This window comes from Microbacterium paulum, assembly GCF_015707995.1.
In the GTDB taxonomy this organism is placed as follows: Bacteria; Actinomycetota; Actinomycetes; order Actinomycetales; family Microbacteriaceae; genus Microbacterium; species Microbacterium paulum.
In genome coordinates this window covers 1-22,331 of sequence record NZ_JAAGRY010000017.1, presented here as the reverse complement: position 1 = coordinate 22,331, position 22,331 = coordinate 1, and the positions used below count along the sequence as shown (strand labels likewise).

Here is a 22,331-nt window from a genome sequence, read left to right as displayed (position 1 = left end):
CCGCTCGTGAGCAGTGCCTTCCGCCACGGCAGCACGCCTTCGATCTCGATCTGGATCGACATCGACAGCACGCTGCGGATCAGCACGATGAGCCCGAGGATCAGCGCGTCTTCGATCGAGGGCTTCGAAGTGATCGTACGGATGAGATCTGCCGCGACGAGGATCTCGAGTCCCAGCAGAATGGCCGAAGACCACCGCGATCACGGTGAAGAACGACTCGACCGTCTCTACCAAGGGTCGCCGCCGGCGAAGAAAGTGGGCGTGGCATCCATCGACGGATGCCACGCCCACAATCTAGCGCGTCTGACGCGGCGAGCCGATCAGTACCAGCCGCTCGATTCGGAGTGCGCCCAGGCGCCGCACGGGTTGCTGTAGCGGCCCGAGATGTAGCCGAGGCCCCACGCGATCTGCGTCGCGGGGTTGGTCTCCCAGTCGGCGCCGGCCGAGGCCATCTTGCTGCCGGGGAGGGCCTGCGGAATGCCGTAGGCGCCGCTCGAGTTGGCGGCGTTCACGCGCCAGCCCGACTCGCGGTTCCACAGCGACACGAGGCACGCGAACTGGTCGTCGCCCCAGCCGTAGTTGGCGGCCATCATCGTGCGGGCGATGCCCTGCGCCGACGCGGGGTCGACGTTGACGTCGACCGAGGGCACCGACACCGACGACGAAGACGAAGACGACGAGCTCGTCTCGGCTGCGGCTGCGGCTGCGGCGGCGGCCGCAGCGGCTGCGGCGTCTGCAGCGGCTTTGGCGGCGGCGGCTTCGGCAGCGGCCTGCGCGGCGGCGGCCTCAGCGGCAGCCTTGGTGGCGGCCTCTTCTTCGGCCTTCTTGGCGATCGCGGCGTCGAGCTTGCCGCGCAGGGTCGCCGTCTGCACGCGCACCGACTGGATCTCGGCGGTCGTGTCGGTCGTGAGCGCCGGGATCAGCAGCGTCGGCATGAGGTCGAGGTCGCCGAGCTTGTCGATGTAGGTGCTCAGGGCGCGAGTGTCGACGACGGTGCTGGAGGCATTCACCGTCAGCCCCGACGAGGCGATGTCGTCGGCGACGTTGCGCGCTTCGGCGACGGCGTTGCGTGCGTCGACGAGCGCCGAGGCACCCTTTTCGGTCATCGCACTGAGCGGAGCGGAGATGCGCTCGGAGTGATCGGCGGCGGCCGCAGCCGTCGTGTCGCTGTTCGGGGGCAGCGCTGCGCCGGTGGTGGCGAGCATGCCGGCGACGAGGCCTGCGCAGACGAGAACGGGCGTGGCGGAGCGGAGACTGAAGCGGGGCATAGAAGTACTTCCGGTGAATCAGCACCGCGGTGGCAGAAAGCAACCGGCGGCGTGCGTCCTCGGGTGGGCGCGAAGGTCACAGGTTTGCAACACTTTCTGGACATCCCGGGTGTGGTTCCTGGATGAAGCCTGTACGCGGGTGCGCGGCGCGACCTCTCGAAAAGGGGTGGGTTATGTCCGGCACGGCCCCTATCAGTGGGCCCCTGAGCCGGTATAGAGTCGCGCACGAAAGTGACTTTGGCCGAGGACAGGGAGCACCGACCATGGCATATGAACCCGCGAAAGAGATCGTCGATGCGGTCGGTGGTCCCGGCAACATCGAGAGCCTCACGCACTGCGCGACGCGATTGCGATTCCAACTGAAAGACGGCGACAAAGCCGACAAAGACACGGCTGAGAAGATCCCCGGCGTGCTCGGAGCGGTGCCGCAGTCGGGCGACCGCTTCCAGGTGGTCATCGGGGGCGGCGTGCAGAACGTCTACAACGAGATCATGGCGCTGCCCGCGATGGCGGGCGTCGGCACGGGCGGCGGCGCGGCCGCGTCCGGCGGTGGCGGCGCGGGCGAGAGCGACGCCGACATCAAGGCGCGCGAGCGCGCCAAGGGGCCGCGCGGCACGAACGCGTGGCTCGACACCCTGTTCGAGTTCCTCTCCGACTCCTTCCGCCCGATCCTGGGCGCGCTCCTCGGGGCATCCCTGTTCATCACCTTCATGGCGCTCATGGCGACGCTCGATGTGATCCCGGCCTGGAACTCGCCGGGCGTCACCCTGCCGCCGTCGTGGCAGTTCGTGAACCTGATGTGGCAGTGCGTGTTCGTCTTCTTGCCGCTCATGGTCGCCTACAACGCCTCGCAGAAGATCGGCGCCGACCCGTGGGTGGGCTTCGCGATCATGGCGGTCATGATGCTGCCGGCCTTCACCGACCTCGGCCAGAACGACGCGGCCACCCAGTCCGAGTTCCTCGGGTCGAAGATCACGACGATCCCCATCTTCGGGGTGCCGCTGACGATCTTCGACTACAGCTCGCAGGTGTTCCCGCCGCTGCTCATGGCGGCCGTGCTCGGCCTCGTCTACAAGGGGCTGAAGAAGATCATCCCCGAGAACATCCAGCTGATCTTCGTGCCGTTCCTCGCGATGCTCATCATGATCCCGCTGACGGCCTTCCTCATCGGCCCGATCGGCGTCTACGCGGGCGCGGCGCTGGCCAACCTGCTGAGCTCCATCAACACGTTCTCTCCGTTCATCTTCGCGATCGTCATTCCGCTGGCGTACCCGTTCATGGTGCCGCTGGGCCTGCACTGGCCGATCAACGCGATCATGCTGCTGAACATCCAGACCCTCGGCTACGACTTCATCCAGGGCCCGATGGGTGCGTGGAACTTCGCCTGCTTCGGCGCGACCGCCGGTGTGCTCGTGCTCGCGTGGCGTGAGAAGGACAAGCAGATGCGCCAGACCGCGACGGGTGCGCTCGCCGCCGGCCTGCTCGGCGGTATCTCGGAGCCCTCGCTCTACGGCATCCATCTGCGCTACAAGCGCATCTATCCACGCATGCTCGTCGGATGCCTCACCGGTGGCCTCATCATCGGTATCGGCTCGCTCGTGCTGGGCCTGAAGAACGGCATCACGACCCAGGCGTTCGTGTTCACCTCGCTGCTGACGATTCCGGCCTTCGACCCGATCGGGCTGTACCTGATCGCCGTCGCCGGCGCCTTCATCGTCGCGATGGTGCTCGTGATCGTGTCGGGCTACAAGAACCCGGCCGATGCGGCACCGGCGCTGGCCGGAGCGGTCGCGGCCGACGACGCGCGCATCGTCGGCGGGGCCGCTGACGAGGCCGCGGCGGTGAAGAGCGTCGCCGGTGGTGACGAACTGCTGCCCGGAGCGGGCGCGGGGGCCGTCGCGGGCGCGGCGGCGGGTTCGGCGACCGCACTCGCGACCAAGGGTGAGGGCGCGGCGACCGATGTCGGCGCGCTCGTGCAGCTCGCGTCGCCGCTCGACGGCACCGCCGTGGGGCTCGACGCGGTGCCCGACCCGGTCTTCGCCGGCGGCGTGATGGGCCCGGGCGTCGCGATCGAGCCGACCGGTGACACGGTGTACTCGCCCGGCGCGGGCACCGTCGTCGCCGCGCAGCCCACCGGTCACGCGTTCGGTCTGCAGCTCGACAATGGGGTGGAGGTGCTGATCCACGTCGGCATCGACACCGTCAACCTGAAGGGCGAAGGCTTCGACGTCAAGGTGAAGAACGGTGACCGCGTCAAAACCGGAACCCCGCTCGTCACCTTCGACCGCGCCGTGATCGAGAAGGCGGGCTACCCGCTGATCACCCCGGTGATCGTGCTGAACGGCGACTCGTTCGACACGGTCGACCCGGTGAAGCTCGGCCCCGTCTCGCACGGTGAGCCGCTGCTCGACATCCAGAAGAAGGCCTGACCCGCACAGACGAGCAGAGGCCGGTGACCCGCGTGGTCGCCGGCCTCCCTTGTGCGCGGGGGCCGGGCGCGTGCGCCGGTCGAGGGCGGCGCGCGTACGGTATTCAGTCTCTGCGCGAGAGGATTGGGCGCGGGCAACCGCAATTGCGGGGCGCGGGCGGCGTGGGACGGGTGCGCGGACTGAATACCGAACGCGGACTGGGTGAGACTGTCGTCCGGGCGTGAGCCCCTACGTGCGGGTTCTCAGGCCTCGGCGGTGCGGAGCGCGGTCACGGCGTCCCAGACGGTCGCGGCGACCGCGCGCTTGGTGCCCGAGGCCTCGGCGACGACCTCGCCCGCGGCGTCGAGCACGAGCACCGCGTTCTCGGCGCTCTCGAAGCCCTGATCCCAGTCGACGCGGTTGACGACGAGCAGGTCGGCGCCCTTGCGTGCGGCCTTGCGGCGGCCGCGCTCGATCAGTTCGGCCTCGGTCGCGGCGGTCTCGGCGGCGAAGCCGACGATGGTCTGCCCCGGCCGCCGCGCGGCGACGAGCGCCGCGAGGATGTCGGGGTTCGTGGTCAGCTCGAGCCGCGGCACGCCGTCTTCTTTGCGCAGCTTCGTGTGCGAGACCTCGGCGACCCGATAGTCGGCGACCGCCGCGGCCATCGCCACGACATCCGCGCGCGCCGCGGCCCGTGTCATCTCGTCACCGAGTTCGGTGGCCGTCGACACCCGCACGATGTGCACGCGGGGGTGGGTGGATGCCTCGGCGAGCACTCCGTCGTCGACGTGCGCGGCGACGAGGGTCACTTCGCCGCCGCGGGCTGCGGCCGCGAGGGCGAGCGCGGTGCCCTGCCGTCCGCTGGAGCGGTTGCCGAGATAGCGCACGGGGTCGATCGGTTCGCGCGTGCCGCCCGTCGAGACGACGACGCTCAGCCCGGCGAGGTCGGCGGTCGCGGACGCCTGCAGTGCCGTGGCATCCGGCGCCGTGGCATCCATGATCCGGAGCGCGGCCTCGGCGATCTGATCCGGCTCGACCATGCGGCCGGGGCCGCTGTCGCCGCCGGTGAGCGGCCCGTCGGCGGGGCCGACCACGTGCACGCCGCGCGCGCGGAGGGTCGTGATGTTGGCCTGCGTCGCCGCGTGCTCCCACATCGCCGTGTGCATGGCGGGGGCCACGACGACGGGCGCCGTGGTCGCGAGCAGGGTGACCCCGAGCAGCGAATCGGCGAGGCCGGCGGCCATCTTGGCCAGGGTGTTGGCCGTCGCCGGTGCGATGACCACGAGGTCGGCCGAGGTGCCGAGGGCGACGTGGCGCACCTGCGCGACGTCGTCGTGCACGCTCGTCGTGACAGGATTTCTCGAGACGGCCTCCCACGTGGCCGTGCCGACGAAGCGCAGCGCGTCTTCGGTGGGAACAACGTGCACCTCGTGGCCGTTCGTCACGAGGGTACGCACCAGCTGCACCGTCTTGTACGCGGCGATGCCGCCCGTCACACCCACGACAACGAACATGGTCCGATCCTCCCACGCACTGCGAGGGTCGGGCGGAGAGGTCACGAGCACCGTGTGCACCGTCATCGTCCACGTGCCGAGCGAGCCGGGAGCGCCGATCCGGCTGCTCGCCGTGCGCGACGAAGATCCCGCCCGGGCGTGGGACCCGCTCGGCCCCTGGTGGCCGGAGCTTCCCAGCGTCTCGGGGGTGCGCGACCGGCGTGCCGGCGGGGCGTGGCTCGCCGCCGATGCGGATGCGGGGCGGGTCGCCGTGATCCTGAACCGTGCCGATGTGGCGACCGACGAGGCCGAGCCGCTGCCCTCGCGCGGTCGGATCGTGCTCGATGCCGTCGCGGGCACCCCGCTCGCCGACCCGCCCGGAACGCACGGCTTCAACCTCGTCGAGGTCACGCCCGGCGAGGCATCCGTCACCATGTGGGACGGGCAGTCGCTGCGGCGCGTGGTGCTCGCCCCCGGCACGCACATGATCGCCCACGACGACGTCGACGACGCGGCCACCGCCCGCATCGCCGCGTGGCGCGACGACTTCGCCGCGCCGCTCGTGCCGGATGACCCCGACGCCGCCACCGACGACGGCTGGCGCGAACAGTGGCTCGACACCCTCGAGCGCACGAGCGCGGTGGGCGCCACAGACGACCGCGCGATCGTGCGCGACAACCGTCCGTTCGGCTATCCGACGCTGTCGCTGCTCGTCTGCACGGCGTCGGTCGCGCCCGGCGCCGTCGACGTGCGCTACGGCGAGTTCGACGAGCCCGGCGCCTGGAACCGCCCCGTGCTGCGCTGAGCCGCCCCGGCCGGCCCCAACCCGCCACGCCGCGCCGCGGTGTCGGCGGTCGCTGGTAGCTTCGCGAGCGTGAGCGCAGAAGAGGCGGGTGGTGCCGGTGAGCCCGAGGTGGTGTTCTTCGCGGATGCCGCGGCGTTCCGCTCCTGGCTCGAGCAGCACCACGAACACGCCGCCGAGCTGTGGGTGGAGCGACGTCCGAAGGCGCACCCGCAGCAGGGGCTGACGTGGGAAGGCGCGGTCGTCGAAGCGCTGTGCTTCGGATGGATCGACTCGACGAGCCGGCGGATCGGCGACGTGCGCGCACAGCGCTTCAGCCCCCGCAAGGCGTCGTCGAACTGGAGCGCGATCAACATCGCGCACGTCGAGCGCCTCACCGCGGCCGGGCTGATGCACCGCGCCGGGCTCGACGCCTACGCACGGCGCTCGCCCGAGCGGAGCGCCGTGTACTCGTACGAGACGCGCGACGAGCTCGACGGCGGCGAACTCGCAGCGATCGCGGCCGTTCCCGCGGCGCAGGCGTTCTGGAGCGTGGCGACGCCCGGTTATCAGCGCCTCTGCGCGAACTGGCTGCACGCGGCCAAGCGCGCGCAGACCCGCACCGACCGCCTGGCCGCCCTCGTCGCGCACTGCGCGGCGGGCGAACTCATCCCCTCGCAGCGCTACGGCGTCGTGCCCGCCTGGGCGGCCCGCGCCGCCGTGGCGGCCGCCGCAGCGCGTTAGTGCGGCAGCACTTCGCGCAGGGCGGCGAGGTAGGCGTCGCCGTCGAAATCGGGCATGACCGCCTGCTGCAGGATGTAGCCGGGCGCTGTCGAGAGGATCACCGGGGTCACCCGATGCGCCCACTCGTCGGGATCGCCGTCGATGCGATCAGGGTGCGCATGGGCCCAGTCGGCGACGGCGTCGTGGATCGTCGACCGCAGCTGGGCGAACACGCCGTTCACGAGCACCAGGATGTCGGGCTGCACGACGGCTTCGCCCCACAGCTGCGGCAGGATCGGCCCGATGGCCTCGGAGCGGATGCCCGTGATGAGGGTCGTCATGATCTCGGCGGGGGAGAGCGGTCCTTCGCGGCGGGCCATTTCGAGGTCGAGGCGTCGCGAGTCGAGGATGCGGGTCGCCGCGGCGACGAAGATCTCGTCGCGCCCGCCGGGGAAGTTGCCGTAGATCGCGCCCGCTGAGAGGCCCGACGCGGCGACGAGGTCGGCGATCGAGGTGTGACCGTAGCCGCGCGTGAGAAAGCAGCCGATCGCGACCTCGATGATCTCGTCGCGTCGCGCCTGGCGGTACTCGTCGGTGACCTTCGGCATCCGTGCCCTTTCGTCGCCCCCTCTTGGCGATCCTACGAGAACCGAGTATAAAGAACGAGCATTCGTTTTTTATACAGTCGGTTTCGTACGTGCTGTCACCACTTCACGAGGAGTCTTCGTGTCCACATCATCTTCCGCACCCGTGCACACCCCGCACACGCCGATCGGCCGGGTGCTCGCCATCGCCGTGGCCCTCGCCGTGGTCGTCGGCGTCGGCGTCGTCGTGCTCGCGTTCGCCTGGCCGAGCGTCACCGCCGAGCCGCACAACCTTCCCGTCGCCGTCGCGGGCCCCGAGCAGTCCGTGACCGCTCTCGAAGACGCCGTGCAGGCCAAGCAGCCCGACGTTCTCGCCTTCCAGACCGTCGATGACCGAGACGCCGCGGTCACCGCGATCGAGAAGCGCGAGGTCTACGGCGCGATCATCCTCGGCGCGGCGCCGGGCGTCGCGCCCGAGGTGCTCACCTCGTCGGCGGCGAACCTCGCCGTCAGCCAGCTGCTGACCGGGCTCGGCGGCACCCTCGAGGCCCAGATCAACGCACAGGCCGCCGCCGCGGCGGCCGCCGCCGGGGCGCCCGCGCCCGCGCACATCACGGTCGCCGTCACCGACGTCGTGCCGCTCGCGTCGACCGACCCGCGCGGTACGGGCCTGACGGCGGCGATGTTCCCGCTCGTCATGGGTGGGATGATCGGCGGCATCGCGATCTCGATCGCCGTCATCGGGGCGCTTCGCCGCGTGCTCGCGGTCGTCGTCTACTCCGCCGTGGGCGGGGTGCTTCTCACCGGCATTCTCGCCGGCTGGTTCGGCGTGCTGCAGGGCGACTTCTGGACCCAGGCCGCCGTCATCGCGCTCGCCCTCGCCGCGATCGCCGCACCGATCACGGGTGTCGTCGCGCTCATCGGCCGCGCGGGCATCGCGGTCGGGCCGATCGTCATGATGCTCTTCGCCAACCCGATCTCGGGCGCTGCGATGCCGCGCGAATTCCTGCCGGGCGTCTGGGGGCAGGTCGGTCAGTGGTTCCCGCCGGGGGCGGCGGCGAACCTGCTGCGCGACGTGTCGTACTTTCCGCAGGCGGATGCCTCGTTCTCGTGGCTCGTCCTGGCCGGCTGGACCGTCGGCGGTCTGCTGCTGTCGGTGATCGGCCACTTCCGCACGGCGGGCGGCGCCGAGCCCGACGAGCTCGCCGCCCACGAAGACGACCCCGTGTCGGCGACCGCCTGAGCCCGCCCCGTCCCGCGAGACGGCATGCAGCGCGCCACGCCGACGTGCGTCCGGCGCGCTGCATGCCGTATCGCGGGGGAGACGGGGCGCGGGCGCCGCGGCCGGCGCCCGAGCGCAGCCCTCAGGCCCGGTGGGACTTGTAGTAGTCGAGCAGGGCGCGGGTCGAGGCATCCTGCGAGTCGTAGGCGGCGGTGTCGCCCTCGACGGCGGGGGCGATCTGCAGGGCGAGCTGCTTGCCGAGCTCGACGCCCCACTGGTCGAACGAGTTGATGCCCCAGATCACGCCCTGCGTGAAGGTGATGTGCTCGTACAGCGCGATCAGCTCGCCGAGCACCCGCGGGGTGAGCGCGGGCGCGAAGATCGACGTGGTCGGGCGGTTGCCGGGGAAGGTCCGCGCCGCCACGAGCGCCCCGGTCGTGCCCTCGGCCTCGACCTCTTCGGCGGTCTTGCCGAACGCGAGCGCCTTCGTCTGCGCGAGGAAGTTCGCGATGAACAGCCCGTGCACGTCGCGGCCGTCGTCCTCGAGCGCGTACGCCGGGTTTGCGAACGCGATGAAGTCGGCGGGGATCAGGCGCGTGCCCTGGTGGAGCAGCTGGTAGAAGGCGTGCTGACCGTTCGTGCCGGGCTCGCCCCAGAAGATCTCGCCCGTCTCGGTGGTGACCGGCGATCCGTCCCACCGCACGCGCTTGCCGTTCGATTCCATCGTCAGCTGCTGCAGGTAGGCCGCGAACCGGCTGAGCTGCTGCGCGTAGGGCAGCACGGCGTGCGACTGCGCCCCGAGGAAGTTCGTGTACCAGACGTTCAGCAGCCCCATGAGGACGGGCACGTTCGAGGCGAGCGGGGTGGATGCCATGTGCTCGTCGACCGTGTGGAACCCGGCCAGCAGCTCGCGGAAGTTCTTCGGCCCGAACTTGAGTACGAGCGAGAGCCCGATCGCCGAGCAGACCGAGTACCGGCCTCCCACCCAGTCCCAGAAGCCGAACGCGTTCGCGGGGTCGATGCCGAACGCCTCGACCTTGTCGAGCGCTGTCGAGACGGCGACGAAGTGGTGCGCCACGGCGTCCTCCTTCGAGCCGGTCCCCGAGCCTGTCGGGCCGATCGCGCCCGCCTTCTCGAGCCCCGCCCACAGCCAGTCGCGCGCGAGGCGCGCGTTGGTGAGCGTCTCGAGCGTCGTGAACGTCTTGGATGCCACGATGAACAGGGTCGTCTCGGGGTCGAGGCCCTTGGTCTTGTGGGCGAGGTCGAACGGGTCGATGTTCGAGACGAAGCGCGCCTCGATCTCGCCGCCGAACGGCTCGAGAGCGGCCGAGATCATCGCGGGGCCGAGGTCGGAGCCGCCGATCCCGATGTTCACGACCGTCTTCACGGGCTTGCCCGTCACGCCCGTCCACTCGCCCGAGCGCACCCGGTCGGCGAACGCCGACATGGCATCCAGCACCTGCTGCACGTCGCGGTCGACCTGCTGACCGTCGACGACGAGCGGGGGCTCGGAGCCAGGCGGTCGGCGAAGCGCCGTGTGCAGCACCGGACGGTCTTCGGTCGTGTTGATGTGCTCTCCGCGCAGCATCGCGGCGAAGCGCTCGGCCACTCCGGTCTGTTCGGCCAGGCGCACGAGGGCTCCGACGATCTCGTCGTCGACGAGATTCTTCGAGAGGTCGACGTGCAGGTCGGCGAGCTCGAAGCTCAGGCGCTCGACGCGCCCCGGGTCGTCGGCGAACCAGCCGCGCAGATCGGGCTTCAGATCGGCGGCGAGAGCGGTGAGCTCGGTCCAGGCGGGAGTGGCGGTGGGATCGATCGGCGTGGTCACGCATCCACGCTAGCGCTCCCGTGACTCACCCGGCAGGGGCGGCGCACACGCGGCGCCCGCGGCATGCGCGGCGTTCGCTACGTGGAGGGAGATCCTGGCACGGGAGGGGCCGGTCGGTGTCTTCGGCCGACCGGCCCTGCATCCCGTTGCACCAAAAGGAATCGCAGATGAGGATTTCTGCTGCGCCACCGGCTCGGGGGAGAGGAGCGGCGTTGCATCGACTGTATAACGACGAGGTAACGGTCGCGCGCGGATCGGCCGAACCCATACCGCGTGCATAGCGCTCGGTCAGGAACCGGTCGTCCGGATCGCCCGGGCCGCTCGGGTCCCCCGGCCGGCCGCGGCTGAAAGGATGGTCTCGTGAGCGCACCCGACATCCGCCTGATCGCCGTCGACATGGACGGCACGCTGCTGCGGCCCGACGGGTCGATCCCCGAGGGGCTGTGGCCGCTGCTGGATCGTCTGGCCGAACGCGGCATCGCCTTCGCCCCCGCGAGCGGCCGCCAGCTTGCCACCCTGCAGCGCATGTTCGCCGGCGTTCCGGGCGATCTCGACTACATCGCCGAGAACGGCGCGTACGTGGTGCGCGGTGACGAAGAGGTCAGTTCGGATGCCCTGGATTCGGGCCTCGTGGCATCCGTCGTCGAGCGCCTGTGCGCACACGTCGCGGCGGGCGACCTCAACGCCGCGCTCGTCGTCTGCGGCAAGCGCTCGGCCTACATCGAGTCGGCTGACCCCGCGTTTCTCACCGAGGTCGAGAAGTACTACGCGAAGCTCGAGAGCGTGCCGGATCTGCTGGCCGTCGACGACCAGGTGCTGAAGCTCGCGATCTACGACTTCGACGGCGGCGAGGCGCACTCCGCCGTCGCGTTCGCCGATCTGGGCGGGACGCACCAGGTCGTCGTGTCTGGTCTGCACTGGGTCGACATCATGAACGCCACCGTCAATAAGGGTGTCGCCCTGCGGAACCTCCAGGCGGCGCTCGGTGTCACCCCCGCGCAGACCGCCGCCTTCGGCGACTACCTGAACGACCTCGAACTGCTGCAGGGCGCCGACTGGTCGTACGCCATGGCCGACGCGCACCCCGACGTCGTCGCCGTCGCCCGGCACCGCGCCCCGTCGAACGCCGATGACGGCGTGATCTCGGTCATCGAGGGGCTGCTCGACGACTGATCGGCCCCGGTCGCGCTCCGGGCCGGATCTCGCTGCGCTGCTCCGTGGCTTCGGGAGAAGTGGTGGCACGTGCAGGGGAAATGGGCGCCTTGGGGGCCCGCGCGCGCAAGAAAGCCGCGTTTCCCCTGCGGATGCCCCCGCTCGACCTCGGCACCCCGCCCGGCACCCCGCCCCGGCCGCGATGCCCCGGTCCCTTTTTCGGGGCGTAGCGTGGATGCCATGGTCACGATTCCCACGGTCACCCTGAACGACGGCGCCACGTTCCCCGAACTCGGGCTCGGCACCTACAACCTGCGCGGCGACGACGGCACCGCCGCGATCGTCTCGGCGATCGAGAACGGCTACCGCCTCCTCGACACCGCGGTCAACTACGAGAACGAGACCGAGGTGGGCGAGGCGGTGCGACGCAGCGGCATCCGCGACGAGCTCGTCATCACGACGAAGGTGCCCGGCCGTGAGCACGGCTACAAAGAGACGATCCAGTCGGCGCACGGCTCGCTCGAGCGGCTGGGTCTCGACCGGATCGACCTGTACCTCATCCACTGGCCGAACCCGAGCGTGAACCGCTACGTCGAGACGTTCCAGGCGATGATCGACCTGCGCGCAGAGGGCCTCGTGACGAGCGTCGGGGTCTCGAACTTCACCGAGGCGATGCTCACCCGCCTCATCGACGAGACGGGAGTCACCCCCGCCGTCAACCAGGTCGAGCTGCACCCCTACTTTCCGCAAGACGCGCTGCGCGCGTTCCATGCCGCGCACGGCATCCGCACCGAGAGCTGGAGCCCGCTCGCCCGGCGCAGCGAGCTGCTCACCGAGCAGGTCATCGCCGACGTGGCATCCGCGCACGGCGTCACGCCGACCCAGGCCGTGCTCCGCTGGCACACGCAGCTCGGCTCGACACCGATCCCGAAGTCGGCGACCCCGGCGCGGCAGGTCGAGAACGCCGACGTGTTCGGGTTCACGCTGACGGATGCCGAGGTCACGGCGATCTCGGCGCTCGAGCGCGGCCGGCTGTGGGACGGCGACCCCGACACGCACGAAGAGATGTAACCGCCCGGCGACTACGCCTTGCGACTCGCCGCAGCCGCCCACCGACGCCCTACGCGGGCGAGCAGCCGGTCGAGTCCGTAGTACCCGTAGCCGACGCCGACGAGCGCCACGGTGAGCCCCACGATCCAGGCGATGACTCCGCCGACGCCGTGCACCGAGGCATCCATGAACGGGTACGGCACGGTGTTGGCGTCGAAACGCCCGCCGCGCTGTAGATGAAGGCGAACGCGAGATACGAGTAGGGGATCAGCGCCCACAGCAGCGGGTCGTACGGCTTGATCTCGCCCTTCGGGATGAACAGCAGCCAGTCGACGATCACGAGCACCGGCGTGACGATGTGCACGAGATTGTCGGTGAGGGTGAACGGCTGGTACGCGCCCGGCTGCGTGAACAGCGCCGGCGCGAGCACGAACAGGTAGATCAGCATGGTCACGGTGATCGCTTCCATGACCGCCGCCTCACCGCGTGCCGGCGGGGTCGAGTAGCCGTACCAGCCCTTCGCCTCGGCGTCGCGCACCGTCACGATCGCCGACCACACCATCCACACGAGGCAGAGCACGTTGCTCAGCACCGTGTAGTACAGGAACGACGACCAGGTGGGGGTGGCGCTCCAGAGTCCTGCCACGCGCGCGATGCCGAGCAGGATGAGGAAGGATGCCAGGGCGCGGTAGGCGAACGCCAGCGTGCGATGGTGCAGGGCCATGCGTCACATCGTAGGGGCGGGGCCGCGCTCGTCGGGTCGGGCCTGCGGGTCGGGCCTGCGGGCCGGATCTGCGGCGGGACCGGCGAGGATGGGAGGGTGGAAAAGCCCGAGGCATTCATCGACCGCACGCTGCGCGCCGAGGCGTCGGAGTGGCGCACGTGGGCGGACGGCGACGCGTCGGTCGGTGGGCTGCGGGTGTACGGGGCGTCGGTGGGCGCCGTTCGCGGTGTGGTCCGCGATGCGCTGCGGCGGTACCGCGGCATGACGCACGACGAGACCGTGGCGCTCGCGTCGCAGCTGTGGCGCACGCCGGTGTTCGAGCGCCGGCTCGCGGCGGTGGTCCTGCTGCAGAGCCGCGTCGAGACGCTGACCGGCAACGACCTCACCCGCATCGAGGGCTTCTTGCGCGAAGCGGGCGTTCCCGCGCTGATCGAACCGCTCACCGTCGACGTCGTGCGCCCGCTCCTCGCACGACTCACCGGGGCCGAGGCCGAGCGTGCGGAGCGCATCGTGGCGCGCTGGGCGCACGCGGATGCCGCGGGCCTGCGCTCCGCGGCCGCACTGCTCTCTGAGAGACGGCTCCGCTGAGGATCTCCGCCGTCCGCTCCGCAGCGCTGGTGTCGCCCGCAGTCGCTGCCCGACAGCCCCGGTCAGCTGCGCTGGCTCTGCATCCGCGCCGGCGGCGGACAGATCGCGCACATGCCGAACGACTCGCAGCGCGACGCCGACCGCCCCGCGCCCTGGTGACCGGGCGGCCTTAGAGCTGCGCGCCGTCGTCCCACGGGTCGTCGAGGCGCGGATTGCGGCCGCGCCACGACTCATAGCCCATCAGCCAGCCGAGCGAGAGCAGCACGGCCAGGGCGAGGCCGAGCCACACACTGCCGAAGATCAGCCCGAACACGACGCCCAGCACGAGCAGCACGATGCTGCCGAACAGCCAGCCCCAGCGGCCGCGCGGCCAGCCGGTCTTCTCTGCGTCACCGTCGTAGGGGGAGGTCAGGACTCCACTGTAGGGGCGTCGCCCGGGCCGTCGTTGCACATCACCATCCAGTCGACGCCGTAGCGGTCGGTGACCATGCCGAACGTGCCGCCCCACGGCGGCGTCGTGTAGGGCGCGGTGACGGTGCCGCTCTCGGCCAAGGCATCCCACAACACCCGCTGCAGCCGTTCCGCCTCGTCGCCGCTCACCGACACGGCGAACCCCGCCGGCGCCGCGTACGGCATGGTCGACGGCACGTCGGAGACCATCAGCACAAGACCCTCGGCGGTGGTCAGTTGCCCGTGCATGACGAGATGCTCCTCACCGGGCGGCGCCATCTCGGGAAAGTCCGCGAACGTCGAGACCTGCACCTCGCCGCCGAGCACCGAGTGGTAGAACTCGAGAGCTTCGCGGGCGGTGCCGCGCAGGTTGATGTAGGGGTTCAGTGTGAGCGACATGCGCACAGTGTCGCCCCGCTCCGTCGCCCCCGCAAGAGGCCGGGCCGGGGGGAGGATGCCTCAGCGCGCGCGATGGTCTTCGGGCGCGAGCCGCGGGCCGCGCCGCGGCTCGAACGCCCCGCTCAGCATGATGAGCCGGATCGCCCGCTGCCGGTGCCCCCGCCACGGCTCGAGCAGCTCGACCATGCCGTCGTCGTCGACGCGATGACCGGTGAGCGCGAACCCGATCTGGTGGGCGAGGTGGTAGTCGCCCACGCTCACGGCGTCGGCATCGCCGAACGCCCGGATGCGCGTCTCGGCGCTCGTCCACGCCCCGACGCCGGGCAGGCTCGTGAACACGGCGTCGCGCTCATCGCCGGTGGATGCCTCCGTCGCCGCCCGCTCGATCGATGCGCGCCGTCGGGCGGCCCGCGTGATCGTCTGCGACTGCGGCGGTTCGAGGCCCGCGCGGTGCCACGTCCAGCTCGGGATGAGGTTCCAGTCGGCCGGTGGGGCGAACATCGGGCGCGGCGTCGGCCCGGGGGCGCGCTCGCCGCACCAGGTGAGGATCATCCGCCACGCCCCGAACGCCTGCAGGCCGGTCACCTTCTGCTCGAAGATCGCGCTCGCCAGCGCGTCGAAGACGAGGTCGGTACGGCCGATTCGCAGGTGCGGATGCCGGTGGTGCGCGCTCGCGACGAGCGGATGCCTGCCGGCATCGAAACCTTCGGGATCGTCGCCGTCGCCGCAAAGCCGCGGCACCTGATCGAGCGCCCACTCGGCGCCGGGTCCCCACGCCGCCGCGCGCACCCGTGTGCGCTCGACGCGCAGGGCGAGCGTCGCGACGCCCTCAGGCGTGCGGCTCACTCGCCAGATCACGCTCTGATGCTCGGTGTGGGCCGGGTCGTGGGCGCCGCGCTGGTGCGCCGCGAGCGCCCGCCGCACGTCGATCGGCAGCCGCGGGCGGTACTCCGCCTCACGCGGTGGGGTCATCGGCGGGCGAGGGTCGCGCTCGGCCGCCGATCGGCGGGCGGACGGCGCCGGGGCGTGCGGCCTCGGCATCCACTCCCGCGTCGTCATGCCGTCACCCTATGTCACCGCCTCCGACATCGTTCGTCGGAGCCGTGGTGCGGGTGCCCGCGGGTCGTGCTCGGTAGTCGACTTCTGCACCACCGATCCGACGGATGGTGAGGCACCGGCGGCCGGGGGGGCGGGCGCGGCCCGCCTCAGAAGCGGTCGGGGGAAGGAGTGCCGTGACCGAAGCGGATCACGACGTCGGCGTGCCGGTCGAAGCGGTACCCGATGCCGCGCACCGTGCGCACGATGTCTTCGTAGCGCCCGAGCTTGGCGCGCAGGCGTCGCACGTGCACGTCGATCGTGCGCTCACCGGGAACCTCGTCGCCGTCGGCGTGGCTCCACAGCGACGACACCAGCTCGGTGCGCTCGATCGTGCGGCCCTCGCGCAGCACGAGGTACTGCAGCAGCTCGAACTCTTTGAAGGTGAGCGCGGATGCCTCGCCGTCGATGTGCACACGGCGGCGCGAGATGTCGATCGTGACGCCGCCGGGAACGTGGTCTTCGTCGGGTGTCTCGGCTTTGGTGCGCGCGACGGCGCTCGGCTCGTGCAGGGCGAGGCGCACGACGTCGACATCGCGGCCACCGGCAGCGGCCGGGGCGAGCGCGACGGTGGCGTAGCTCTCGGCGTGCGGTGCGAGCTCTGCGAGGGTCTGGCGAAGAGCCGTGACGATGGTCGAGAGCGAGACGCCATCGGCGGCGGCCTTCAGCTCATCGAGGCCGACGTAGAGGGCGAATCCGCGCGGTGCGGTGCCGACCGGCACACCGACCGGCGGGGCCGGGGCTGCCGGGGCGGAGTCGACGACCGCGTGCAGGTGACGGGCCGGGGCGACGGGAGCGGAGACGGGGGCGGGGGCGAGGAGAACGGTGTTCGACACGAGAGAGTCCTTCAGGGCGGGAACCCGGGCGACGCGCCACGAGAACGGGTTCGAGCGTGTGCTGCAGAGTCGGCTCGTCTCCCGAACGGGAGGGCCGGTGCGCGAGGCATCCGTGGTCCGCATTGTGTGCGGAAGGTGTCGGTGACTCGGGGGTCGTACGCTCCGACCTTCTGGATAGGGCGTCAGAAGCGGAGGGCGGACCCGGCGGGGATGACCGTCAGATACACATTCGGCAACACATGGCAACGCGCGGCATCATGATGCCGGCAGGTCCGTTCGCCTCCCGGGCGGACAGAGTGCGTGCGTTGTCAGTCATGCGCCTGATTATGACGAACCGGGTCGCGATGTGTCAAACCGCACGGATGCCGCGCGGTGCAGATGACGGAATGTGACAGAGTGCACGGTCAGCGACCTGTCGGCGGGCGGGCGTAGCGTGGAGGCATGACCGAGTTGCAGTTCGCCGATGAGAAGGATGCCTCGCGCTACACGCTTCACCGCGGCGATGACCTCGTGAGCGTGCTCGACTATCGGGACGACGGGCGCACGATCGCCCTGACCCGCGCGTACACGATCCCGACGTTCCGGGGCCACGGCTACGCGGGCGAGGTCGTCGCGCGTGCCGTCGCCGACATCGAGGAGCGCGGCGACCGCGTCGTGAGCCCGGTGTGCTGGTACGTCGCCGACTGGTTCGACGCCAACCCGGGGCACGAGCACCTCCTCGCCGCGCGCCGCGCCAGCTGACGGCTACCCGCGCGCCGGCGCCTCGTCAAGCCCCTGCCCGCGCCCCCGGCCCGGCCTCAGACTGAGCGTACGGCGCACAACCCCGTGGGCCCGGAGGGGGTGGGCCTGCCATGACCGACGAGACGCAAGACGAGCCGGTGCTCGACCAGAACACGGCGGCCGAGCAGGAACGCCTCGACGGCCTGATCGCTCAGTTGCGCGCCGACGTCACGGGTGAAGATACCGCGACGGTCGAAACCGCCGTCCGACGGCGCCTGAGCGACACCGGCATCGAGGCCGACGAAGCCCTCGTGCGGCGGCTCGTGGCAGATCTCGCCGGCTGAGCCGCGCGCTCGCACCGCACCGCGCCGCACCGCCCCGACGAGCGCGCCACCACGCCCCGCATCAGTGCTCGGCGAGCCAGCGGTGCAGTTCGTCGGTGACGGGCTTCGCGGTGCGGATGAGGGTCTCGTGATGGTGGCCCTCGACCACGAACGGTGTCGCGTCGGGGATCGCGGCGACGACCTCGTCGAACCACGGCTGCGGCACGACCGCGTCGAGTTCGCCCCGCACGACGAGCGTCGGCACCTCGAGGCGCGGATAGGCGTGCTCGGGGCGGTGCACGAGCATCGCGTGCATCTTGCGGCGCAGGTGCGGCCCGGCGCGCAGGTACTCGCGCCCGCCGAGGAGCAGCACCTTGGCGCTCTCGCCGAACAGATCGCGCCCGAGGCGCACGAGCTGCGTGAGGGCGTGGCGATGGTGGCGGTCGACAGTAGGAGCGACGAGCACCAGGTGCGACACGGTGCCCGGGTGCCGCGCGGCGACCTCGGTGACGACCTGCGTCCCCATCGAGTGCCCGAGCAGGATCACGGGGCCGCGCCCCAGGTGACGCACGTACGCGGCGACGAGGTCGGCCATGCGTTCGATCGCCGGAGTGCGCGGCGGTTCGGGGGCCTCGCCGTAGCCGGGCAGGTCGACCGAGACGACGAGCGCCTCGGGCTCGAGCCGGCGCGACAGGTCGGCGAACACCTTGCGGCCCATGCCGATGCCGTGCACGAGCACGACGGTCGTGGATGCCGCGTGGTCGCCCCGGCGCTCGGCGATGAGGGTCGACCCGTCGTGGGTGAACTCCTCGATCTCGCCGTCGTCGGTGGGCACGCCGGTCGCTTCGTCGATCGCTCGGTCGATGGTGTCGGCCGCCTGAGCCGTGGCATCCTCGATCGCCTCGGCCGCCGCGTCGGCGGCCGACTGCAGAGAGCTGTCGTCGGATTTCACCCCACGAGGCTACCCGGCGCGCGTCGTCTGCTTCTCGTCGAGACGGCCCCGCCCACTCGTGTGCGGGCATAGCCTGGGCCCGATGACCTCTCCGGCGACTTCCAGCATCCCGCTCGACCACGGCCAGCGCTGGCGCGCGTTCTGGGTGTGCGTCTCGGTCGCGGCCCTCACGATCCTCGACCTCAGCAAGGTCAATGTGGCGCTCCCGTCGATCGAGGCGGCGTTCGGCGCGGCATCCACACAGCTGCAGATCGTCGTGTCGGGGTACGTCCTGATGTTCGGCCTGGCGCTCGTTCCGTTCGGGCGCCTGGGCGACCAGCGCTCGCGGAAGACGCTGTTCATCGTCGGCCTGAGCCTGTTCACCATCACCTCGATCGTGTGCGCGCTCGCCCCGACGATCGAGGTGCTGATCATCGGCCGGCTCGTGCAGGGGCTCGCGGCGGGCATCCAGATGCCGCAGGTGATCGGCACGATCCAGCAGATCTTCACCGGCAAGGAACGCGGTCGCGCGTTCGGCCTGTTCGGGGCGACGATCGGCATCGCGACCGCGTTCGGCCCCACCCTCGGCGGTCTCATGATCGCTCTCGGCGGCGCGCAGGACGGCTGGCGCTGGATCTTCTGGATGAACGTGCCGCTATGCCTCGCGGTGCTCGCCGGGGTGATCTTCCTGCTGCCGCGCACCCGCACGAGCGCGCCCGGCCGTCTGCAGCTCGACCCCATCGGGCTCGTGCTGTTCGGCGTCATGATCGTGACGCTCATGTGGCCGTTCCTGTTCACGACGGGCTCGCCCGACGACGATCCGCGCCGCTGGTGGTCGCTCGTCGTGTTCGTCGTGTTCGCCGCGGCGTTCGTCTGGTGGGAGCGGCGGTACGCGGCATCCGGCAAAGCCCCGCTCATCCCGTTCGCCCTCTTCACCATCGCGTCGTACCGGAACGGCACGCTCATCGCGACGACGTACTTCACCGCGATCCCCGCGCTGTTCCTGCTGACGACCCTGTTCCTGCAGTTGGGCGTCGGCCTCGAGCCCGTCTTCGCCGGCATGATCTCGATCGGGTTCGCCCTCGCGAGCGCCGTCAGCGCCTGGTACGGCGGCAACCTCGTGACGCGCCTCGGTCGACCGCTCGTGGTGTGGGGGCTCGGTATCGTGCTCGTCTCGGTGATCGTGCTGACGATCGTCGCCTACACGGTGCCGCCCGAGATCGTCGCCTACGCGATGGCGGCCGTCATGCTCGTGGCAGGCATCGGCGCGGGGCTCGTGGTGGCCCCGAACCAGACCCTGACCCTCGCCGAGATCCCCACCCGTTCGGGCGGCCTCGCCGGCTCGGTCGGCCAGCTCGGGCAGCGCATCGGCACCGCGGTGGGGACCGCCGTGGCGCTGTCGCTCTTCTACGCCGCGATCTACCGCGACAAGGATGCCGGGCGTGCGGGCCTCGACGTCTATCACGACGCCTACGCGTACGGCATGGTGTCGGTCGCGATCTTCGTGGCGCTCTCGTTCCTGCTGGGGGTCATCGACCTCGCCTCGCGGCGCCGCGCCCGCGCGCGCTGACGGCGGCGCTGGCACTGACGGCGGCGCTGGCACTGACGGCGGGCGCTGGCACTGACGGCGGGCCGTCGGGGCGATGTCGGCGCCCCGACGTAGCGTGGGAGCATGCGCATCCTGCACACCTCCGACTGGCACATCGGGCGGACCTTCCACGGTCACTCCACGCTCGAGGCGCTGCGCGGTGTGCTCGAGGCGCTGACGGCCCAGGTGCGCGAAAACGACGTCGACGTGGTGATCGTCGCGGGCGACGTGTTCGACTCCGGCACGCCGGCCGCGGCCTGCTACACCCTCCTCTCCGACACCCTGCGGGCGCTCGCCGAAACGGGCGCCGAGGTGATCGTCACGAGCGGCAACCACGACTCGGCGGCCCGGCTCGGCTTCCAGGCGGGGCTGCTGCGCGAAGGCATCCACGTGCTCACCGATCCCTCTGCGATCGCGACGCCCGTCACGGTGACCGACGAACACGGGCCCGTGCACGTCTACGGCCTCCCGTTCCTCGAGCCCGCGCTGCTGCGCCACGAGTGGCCGGGCGCCACCTCACAGGCGGGCGTGCTCGCGCACGCGATGACCCTCGTGCGGGCCGACCTCGCCGAGCGGTCGGTGGGCGAGCGCGGCGTGCGATCGGTCGCGATCGCGCACTGCTTCGCCGCGGGCGTCGAGCCCACGCCGCACCTCGAACGCGACATTCAGCAGGGCGGGCTCGACGTGGTGCCGCTGCAGACCTTCGAGGGCGTCGACTACATGGCCCTCGGGCACATCCACGGGCGTCAGCAGCTCGCCCCGCACATCCGCTACGCCGGCGCGCCGCTGCACTACGCCTTCGGCGAGGGCGACAAGCCCCGCGGGTCGTGGCTCGTCGAGCTGGATGCCACGGGCTTCGCCGGTGCGCAGTGGCTCGACCTGCCCGTGCCGCGGCGCGTGGTGACCCTGCGTGGCGCGTTCGACGACCTGCTCGCCGACCGCGCGTACGACGAGGTCGAAGAGGCCTGGGTGTGCGTCGAGTACACCGACGCGTTGCCGCAGGCCGACGCGATGCGCCGCCTGCAGGAGCGCTTCGCCTACTGCGCCAAGGTCGTTCATGCACCCGCGACCGTGCGGGAGGGCGACGGGCGCACGTACGTGCAGCGGGTGCGCGCCGCGCGTAGCGACACGGAACTCGTCGAGGCCTTCCTCGGGCACGTGCGGGCGGGGGAGGGCGCGAGCGAGGTCGAAGCCGACATTCTGCGCGACGTGCTCGACGAGCGCGTGCGCGCTGAGGCGCTCGCGTGAGACTGCACGCGCTCGAACTGACGGGGTTCGGCCCCTTCCGCGAGACGCAGCGGGTCGACTTCGATGCCTTCGGGGACGACGGGGTGTTCCTCATCTCGGGCCGCACCGGCGCCGGCAAGTCGAGCATCCTCGACGGGGTGAGCTTCGCCCTCTACGGCAGCGTGCCGCGCTACGACGGCGGGGAGAAGCGGCTACGCAGCGACCACAGTGCGCTCACCGACCCGACCGAGGTGCGGCTCGAGTTCACGATCGGCGACGCCCGCTGGCGCGTGACGCGGGCCCCCGAATACGACCGCCCGGCCAAGCGTGGCGGCGGGCTCACCACCGAACCGGCGCGCGCGGTGCTCGAAGAGCGGGTCGACGGGGTGTGGGTGGGTCGCGCCGCGAAGCCGCGCGATGTCGGCGTCGCGCTCGGCGACATGCTCGGGCTCGGCGCGCAGCAGTTCCAGCAGGTGATCCTGCTCGCGCAGAACAAGTTCTCGCGCTTTCTGCTCGCGCCCGGCGATGAGCGCCAAGCGCTTCTTCGCACGCTGTTCGGCACTCGCCGGTTCGAGCAGTACCGCGACGATCTCGAGCAGCGCCGGCGCGACGCGCAGAAGATGCTCGACGGGGCTGCCGCGCAGGCGCGCACGTTGCTCGAACTCGCGGAGCGCATGGTCGAGGAGCAACGCAACGAGTCGGGTCTTGATCCCGACGGCTCCGGTGCCGGTGCCGGCGCCGGTGCGGGCGCCGATGCGGCGGGAGGCGCGACCGGTGCCGCAGCCGGCGACCTTGCGGCACGGCGCGAGGCGCTTCTCGTCGCCGTGGATCGCGCCCACTACCGCATCGAACAGGCCGCGGCCGAGCTCGCGCGCGCCGATGCGGCGCACCGCGCCGCCGCCGACGCGCACGCCGCCCTCGTCGAACGAGATCGGAAGAGC

The 22,331-nt window shown here is 71.1% G+C and carries 22 protein-coding genes and 1 pseudogene; 12 read left to right on the top strand and 11 right to left on the bottom strand.

What is annotated here, in order from left to right:
* Positions 1-53 precede the first annotated feature (53 nt).
* Together G3N18_RS16570 and G3N18_RS05905 are read right to left on the bottom strand one after the other, a co-directional pair.
* Positions 54-176 (bottom strand): annotated as a pseudogene (locus tag G3N18_RS16570) (DUF1622 domain-containing protein); the annotation flags it as partial.
* 144 nt (positions 177-320) lie between these two features.
* A complete protein-coding gene (locus G3N18_RS05905) occupies positions 321-1,268 on the bottom strand; it encodes an aggregation-promoting factor C-terminal-like domain-containing protein (protein WP_196383401.1) in 948 nt (315 codons plus the stop codon).
* A 263-nt stretch (positions 1,269-1,531) separates the two neighbouring features.
* On the opposite strand from G3N18_RS05905, the gene G3N18_RS05900 reads away from it, so the two are divergent.
* Complete coding sequence (locus G3N18_RS05900; RefSeq protein WP_196383399.1) at positions 1,532-3,697, top strand: glucose PTS transporter subunit IIA; 2,166 nt, start codon at positions 1,532-1,534, stop codon at positions 3,695-3,697.
* Between the two features lie 242 nt (positions 3,698-3,939).
* On the opposite strand, the gene coaBC is transcribed toward G3N18_RS05900, so the two are convergent.
* Positions 3,940-5,190, bottom strand: a complete 1,251-nt coding sequence (gene coaBC / locus G3N18_RS05895; protein ID WP_196383397.1) for a bifunctional phosphopantothenoylcysteine decarboxylase/phosphopantothenate--cysteine ligase CoaBC — start codon at positions 5,188-5,190, stop codon at positions 3,940-3,942.
* 52 nt (positions 5,191-5,242) lie between these two features.
* Here coaBC and G3N18_RS05890 point away from each other — a divergent pair, with 52 nt between their 5' ends.
* Complete coding sequence (locus tag G3N18_RS05890; protein ID WP_196383423.1) at positions 5,243-5,974, top strand: NRDE family protein; 732 nt, start codon at positions 5,243-5,245, stop codon at positions 5,972-5,974.
* A gap of 69 nt (positions 5,975-6,043) precedes the next feature.
* Positions 6,044-6,694: a YdeI/OmpD-associated family protein gene (locus G3N18_RS16460; protein WP_196383395.1), complete on the top strand. Its 651-nt coding sequence runs from the start codon at positions 6,044-6,046 to the stop codon at positions 6,692-6,694.
* Here G3N18_RS16460 and G3N18_RS05880 read toward each other — a convergent pair.
* Positions 6,691-7,281 carry a TetR/AcrR family transcriptional regulator gene (locus G3N18_RS05880; protein ID WP_196383393.1) on the bottom strand — a complete coding sequence of 197 codons (591 nt, stop codon included), beginning with the start codon at positions 7,279-7,281 and terminating at the stop codon, positions 6,691-6,693. The two genes, G3N18_RS16460 and G3N18_RS05880, sit on opposite strands and share 4 nt — an antisense overlap.
* Before the next feature lie 118 nt (positions 7,282-7,399).
* Here G3N18_RS05880 and G3N18_RS05875 point away from each other — a divergent pair, with 118 nt between their 5' ends.
* A complete protein-coding gene (locus G3N18_RS05875) occupies positions 7,400-8,500 on the top strand; it encodes a hypothetical protein (RefSeq protein WP_196383391.1) in 1,101 nt (366 codons plus the stop codon).
* Positions 8,501-8,621: 121 nt separating this feature from the next.
* On the opposite strand, the gene pgi is transcribed toward G3N18_RS05875, so the two are convergent.
* The gene (gene pgi / locus G3N18_RS05870; RefSeq protein WP_196383390.1) at positions 8,622-10,307 is read right to left on the bottom strand and encodes a glucose-6-phosphate isomerase; all 1,686 of its coding nucleotides are present in this window, start codon (positions 10,305-10,307) and stop codon (positions 8,622-8,624) included.
* Between the two features lie 360 nt (positions 10,308-10,667).
* Between pgi and G3N18_RS05865 the strand changes: the two genes are divergently transcribed.
* Both G3N18_RS05865 and G3N18_RS05860 read left to right on the top strand, forming a co-directional pair.
* Entirely contained in the window at positions 10,668-11,480 is an 813-nt protein-coding gene (locus G3N18_RS05865) for a Cof-type HAD-IIB family hydrolase (protein ID WP_196383389.1), read from the top strand.
* 219 nt (positions 11,481-11,699) lie between these two features.
* Positions 11,700-12,530 (top strand): aldo/keto reductase, encoded by an 831-nt coding sequence (locus G3N18_RS05860; RefSeq protein WP_196383387.1) that lies wholly within the window; start codon positions 11,700-11,702, stop codon positions 12,528-12,530.
* A 49-nt stretch (positions 12,531-12,579) separates the two neighbouring features.
* Here the strand turns inward: G3N18_RS05860 and G3N18_RS05855 are convergent, their stop codons facing one another.
* Positions 12,580-13,233 (bottom strand): Pr6Pr family membrane protein, encoded by a 654-nt coding sequence (locus tag G3N18_RS05855; protein ID WP_196383386.1) that lies wholly within the window; start codon positions 13,231-13,233, stop codon positions 12,580-12,582.
* 96 nt (positions 13,234-13,329) lie between these two features.
* Between G3N18_RS05855 and G3N18_RS05850 the strand changes: the two genes are divergently transcribed.
* A complete protein-coding gene (locus G3N18_RS05850) occupies positions 13,330-13,821 on the top strand; it encodes a DNA alkylation repair protein (protein WP_338038309.1) in 492 nt (163 codons plus the stop codon).
* A gap of 169 nt (positions 13,822-13,990) precedes the next feature.
* Here G3N18_RS05850 and G3N18_RS16455 read toward each other — a convergent pair whose 3' ends face one another.
* The 4 genes from G3N18_RS16455 to G3N18_RS05830 form a co-directional block, all read right to left on the bottom strand.
* Entirely contained in the window at positions 13,991-14,272 is a 282-nt protein-coding gene (locus tag G3N18_RS16455; RefSeq protein ID WP_338038308.1) for a hypothetical protein, read from the bottom strand.
* Positions 14,230-14,670: a VOC family protein gene (locus tag G3N18_RS05840; protein WP_196383382.1), complete on the bottom strand. Its 441-nt coding sequence runs from the start codon at positions 14,668-14,670 to the stop codon at positions 14,230-14,232. Before G3N18_RS05840 ends, G3N18_RS16455 begins: the two co-directional genes overlap by 43 nt.
* A gap of 60 nt (positions 14,671-14,730) precedes the next feature.
* Positions 14,731-15,729: a DNA-3-methyladenine glycosylase family protein gene (locus tag G3N18_RS05835; protein WP_196383381.1), complete on the bottom strand. Its 999-nt coding sequence runs from the start codon at positions 15,727-15,729 to the stop codon at positions 14,731-14,733.
* 146 nt (positions 15,730-15,875) lie between these two features.
* The gene (locus G3N18_RS05830; RefSeq protein ID WP_196383379.1) at positions 15,876-16,601 is read right to left on the bottom strand and encodes a winged helix-turn-helix domain-containing protein; all 726 of its coding nucleotides are present in this window, start codon (positions 16,599-16,601) and stop codon (positions 15,876-15,878) included.
* Between the two features lie 441 nt (positions 16,602-17,042).
* Here G3N18_RS05830 and G3N18_RS05825 point away from each other — a divergent pair, with 441 nt between their 5' ends.
* Together G3N18_RS05825 and G3N18_RS05820 are read left to right on the top strand one after the other, a co-directional pair.
* Positions 17,043-17,342, top strand: coding sequence for a GNAT family N-acetyltransferase (locus G3N18_RS05825; RefSeq protein ID WP_196383378.1), 300 nt, complete (start codon positions 17,043-17,045; stop codon positions 17,340-17,342).
* 110 nt (positions 17,343-17,452) lie between these two features.
* Positions 17,453-17,665, top strand: coding sequence for a hypothetical protein (locus G3N18_RS05820; protein WP_196383376.1), 213 nt, complete (start codon positions 17,453-17,455; stop codon positions 17,663-17,665).
* Positions 17,666-17,726: 61 nt separating this feature from the next.
* Here the strand turns inward: G3N18_RS05820 and G3N18_RS05815 are convergent, their stop codons facing one another.
* Positions 17,727-18,596, bottom strand: a complete 870-nt coding sequence (locus G3N18_RS05815) for an alpha/beta fold hydrolase (protein ID WP_338038307.1) — start codon at positions 18,594-18,596, stop codon at positions 17,727-17,729.
* An 82-nt stretch (positions 18,597-18,678) separates the two neighbouring features.
* Here G3N18_RS05815 and G3N18_RS05810 point away from each other — a divergent pair, with 82 nt between their 5' ends.
* The 3 genes from G3N18_RS05810 to G3N18_RS05800 form a co-directional block, all read left to right on the top strand.
* Positions 18,679-20,145 (top strand): MFS transporter, encoded by a 1,467-nt coding sequence (locus G3N18_RS05810; RefSeq protein ID WP_196383375.1) that lies wholly within the window; start codon positions 18,679-18,681, stop codon positions 20,143-20,145.
* Positions 20,146-20,247: 102 nt separating this feature from the next.
* Entirely contained in the window at positions 20,248-21,411 is a 1,164-nt protein-coding gene (locus G3N18_RS05805; RefSeq protein WP_196383373.1) for an exonuclease SbcCD subunit D, read from the top strand.
* Positions 21,408-22,331: AAA family ATPase (locus G3N18_RS05800; protein WP_196383371.1), on the top strand; the 924-nt coding region annotated here is incomplete at its 3' end. The genes G3N18_RS05805 and G3N18_RS05800, both read left to right, overlap by 4 nt.

Coding starts and splice junctions, on each gene's coding strand:
- G3N18_RS05900 (WP_196383399.1), top strand. CDS start 1,532: ATGGCATATGAACCCGCGAAAGAGATCGTCGATGCGGTCGGTGGTCCC.
- G3N18_RS05825 (WP_196383378.1), top strand. CDS start 17,043: ATGACCGAGTTGCAGTTCGCCGATGAGAAGGATGCCTCGCGCTACACG.
- G3N18_RS05820 (WP_196383376.1), top strand. CDS start 17,453: ATGACCGACGAGACGCAAGACGAGCCGGTGCTCGACCAGAACACGGCG.
- G3N18_RS05880 (WP_196383393.1), bottom strand. CDS start 7,281: ATGCCGAAGGTCACCGACGAGTACCGCCAGGCGCGACGCGACGAGATC.
- G3N18_RS05855 (WP_196383386.1), bottom strand. CDS start 13,233: ATGGCCCTGCACCATCGCACGCTGGCGTTCGCCTACCGCGCCCTGGCA.
- G3N18_RS05805 (WP_196383373.1), top strand. CDS start 20,248: ATGCGCATCCTGCACACCTCCGACTGGCACATCGGGCGGACCTTCCAC.
- coaBC (WP_196383397.1), bottom strand. CDS start 5,190: ATGTTCGTTGTCGTGGGTGTGACGGGCGGCATCGCCGCGTACAAGACG.
- G3N18_RS05860 (WP_196383387.1), top strand. CDS start 11,700: ATGGTCACGATTCCCACGGTCACCCTGAACGACGGCGCCACGTTCCCC.
- G3N18_RS05905 (WP_196383401.1), bottom strand. CDS start 1,268: ATGCCCCGCTTCAGTCTCCGCTCCGCCACGCCCGTTCTCGTCTGCGCA.
- G3N18_RS05835 (WP_196383381.1), bottom strand. CDS start 15,729: ATGACGACGCGGGAGTGGATGCCGAGGCCGCACGCCCCGGCGCCGTCC.
- G3N18_RS05810 (WP_196383375.1), top strand. CDS start 18,679: ATGACCTCTCCGGCGACTTCCAGCATCCCGCTCGACCACGGCCAGCGC.
- G3N18_RS05840 (WP_196383382.1), bottom strand. CDS start 14,670: ATGTCGCTCACACTGAACCCCTACATCAACCTGCGCGGCACCGCCCGC.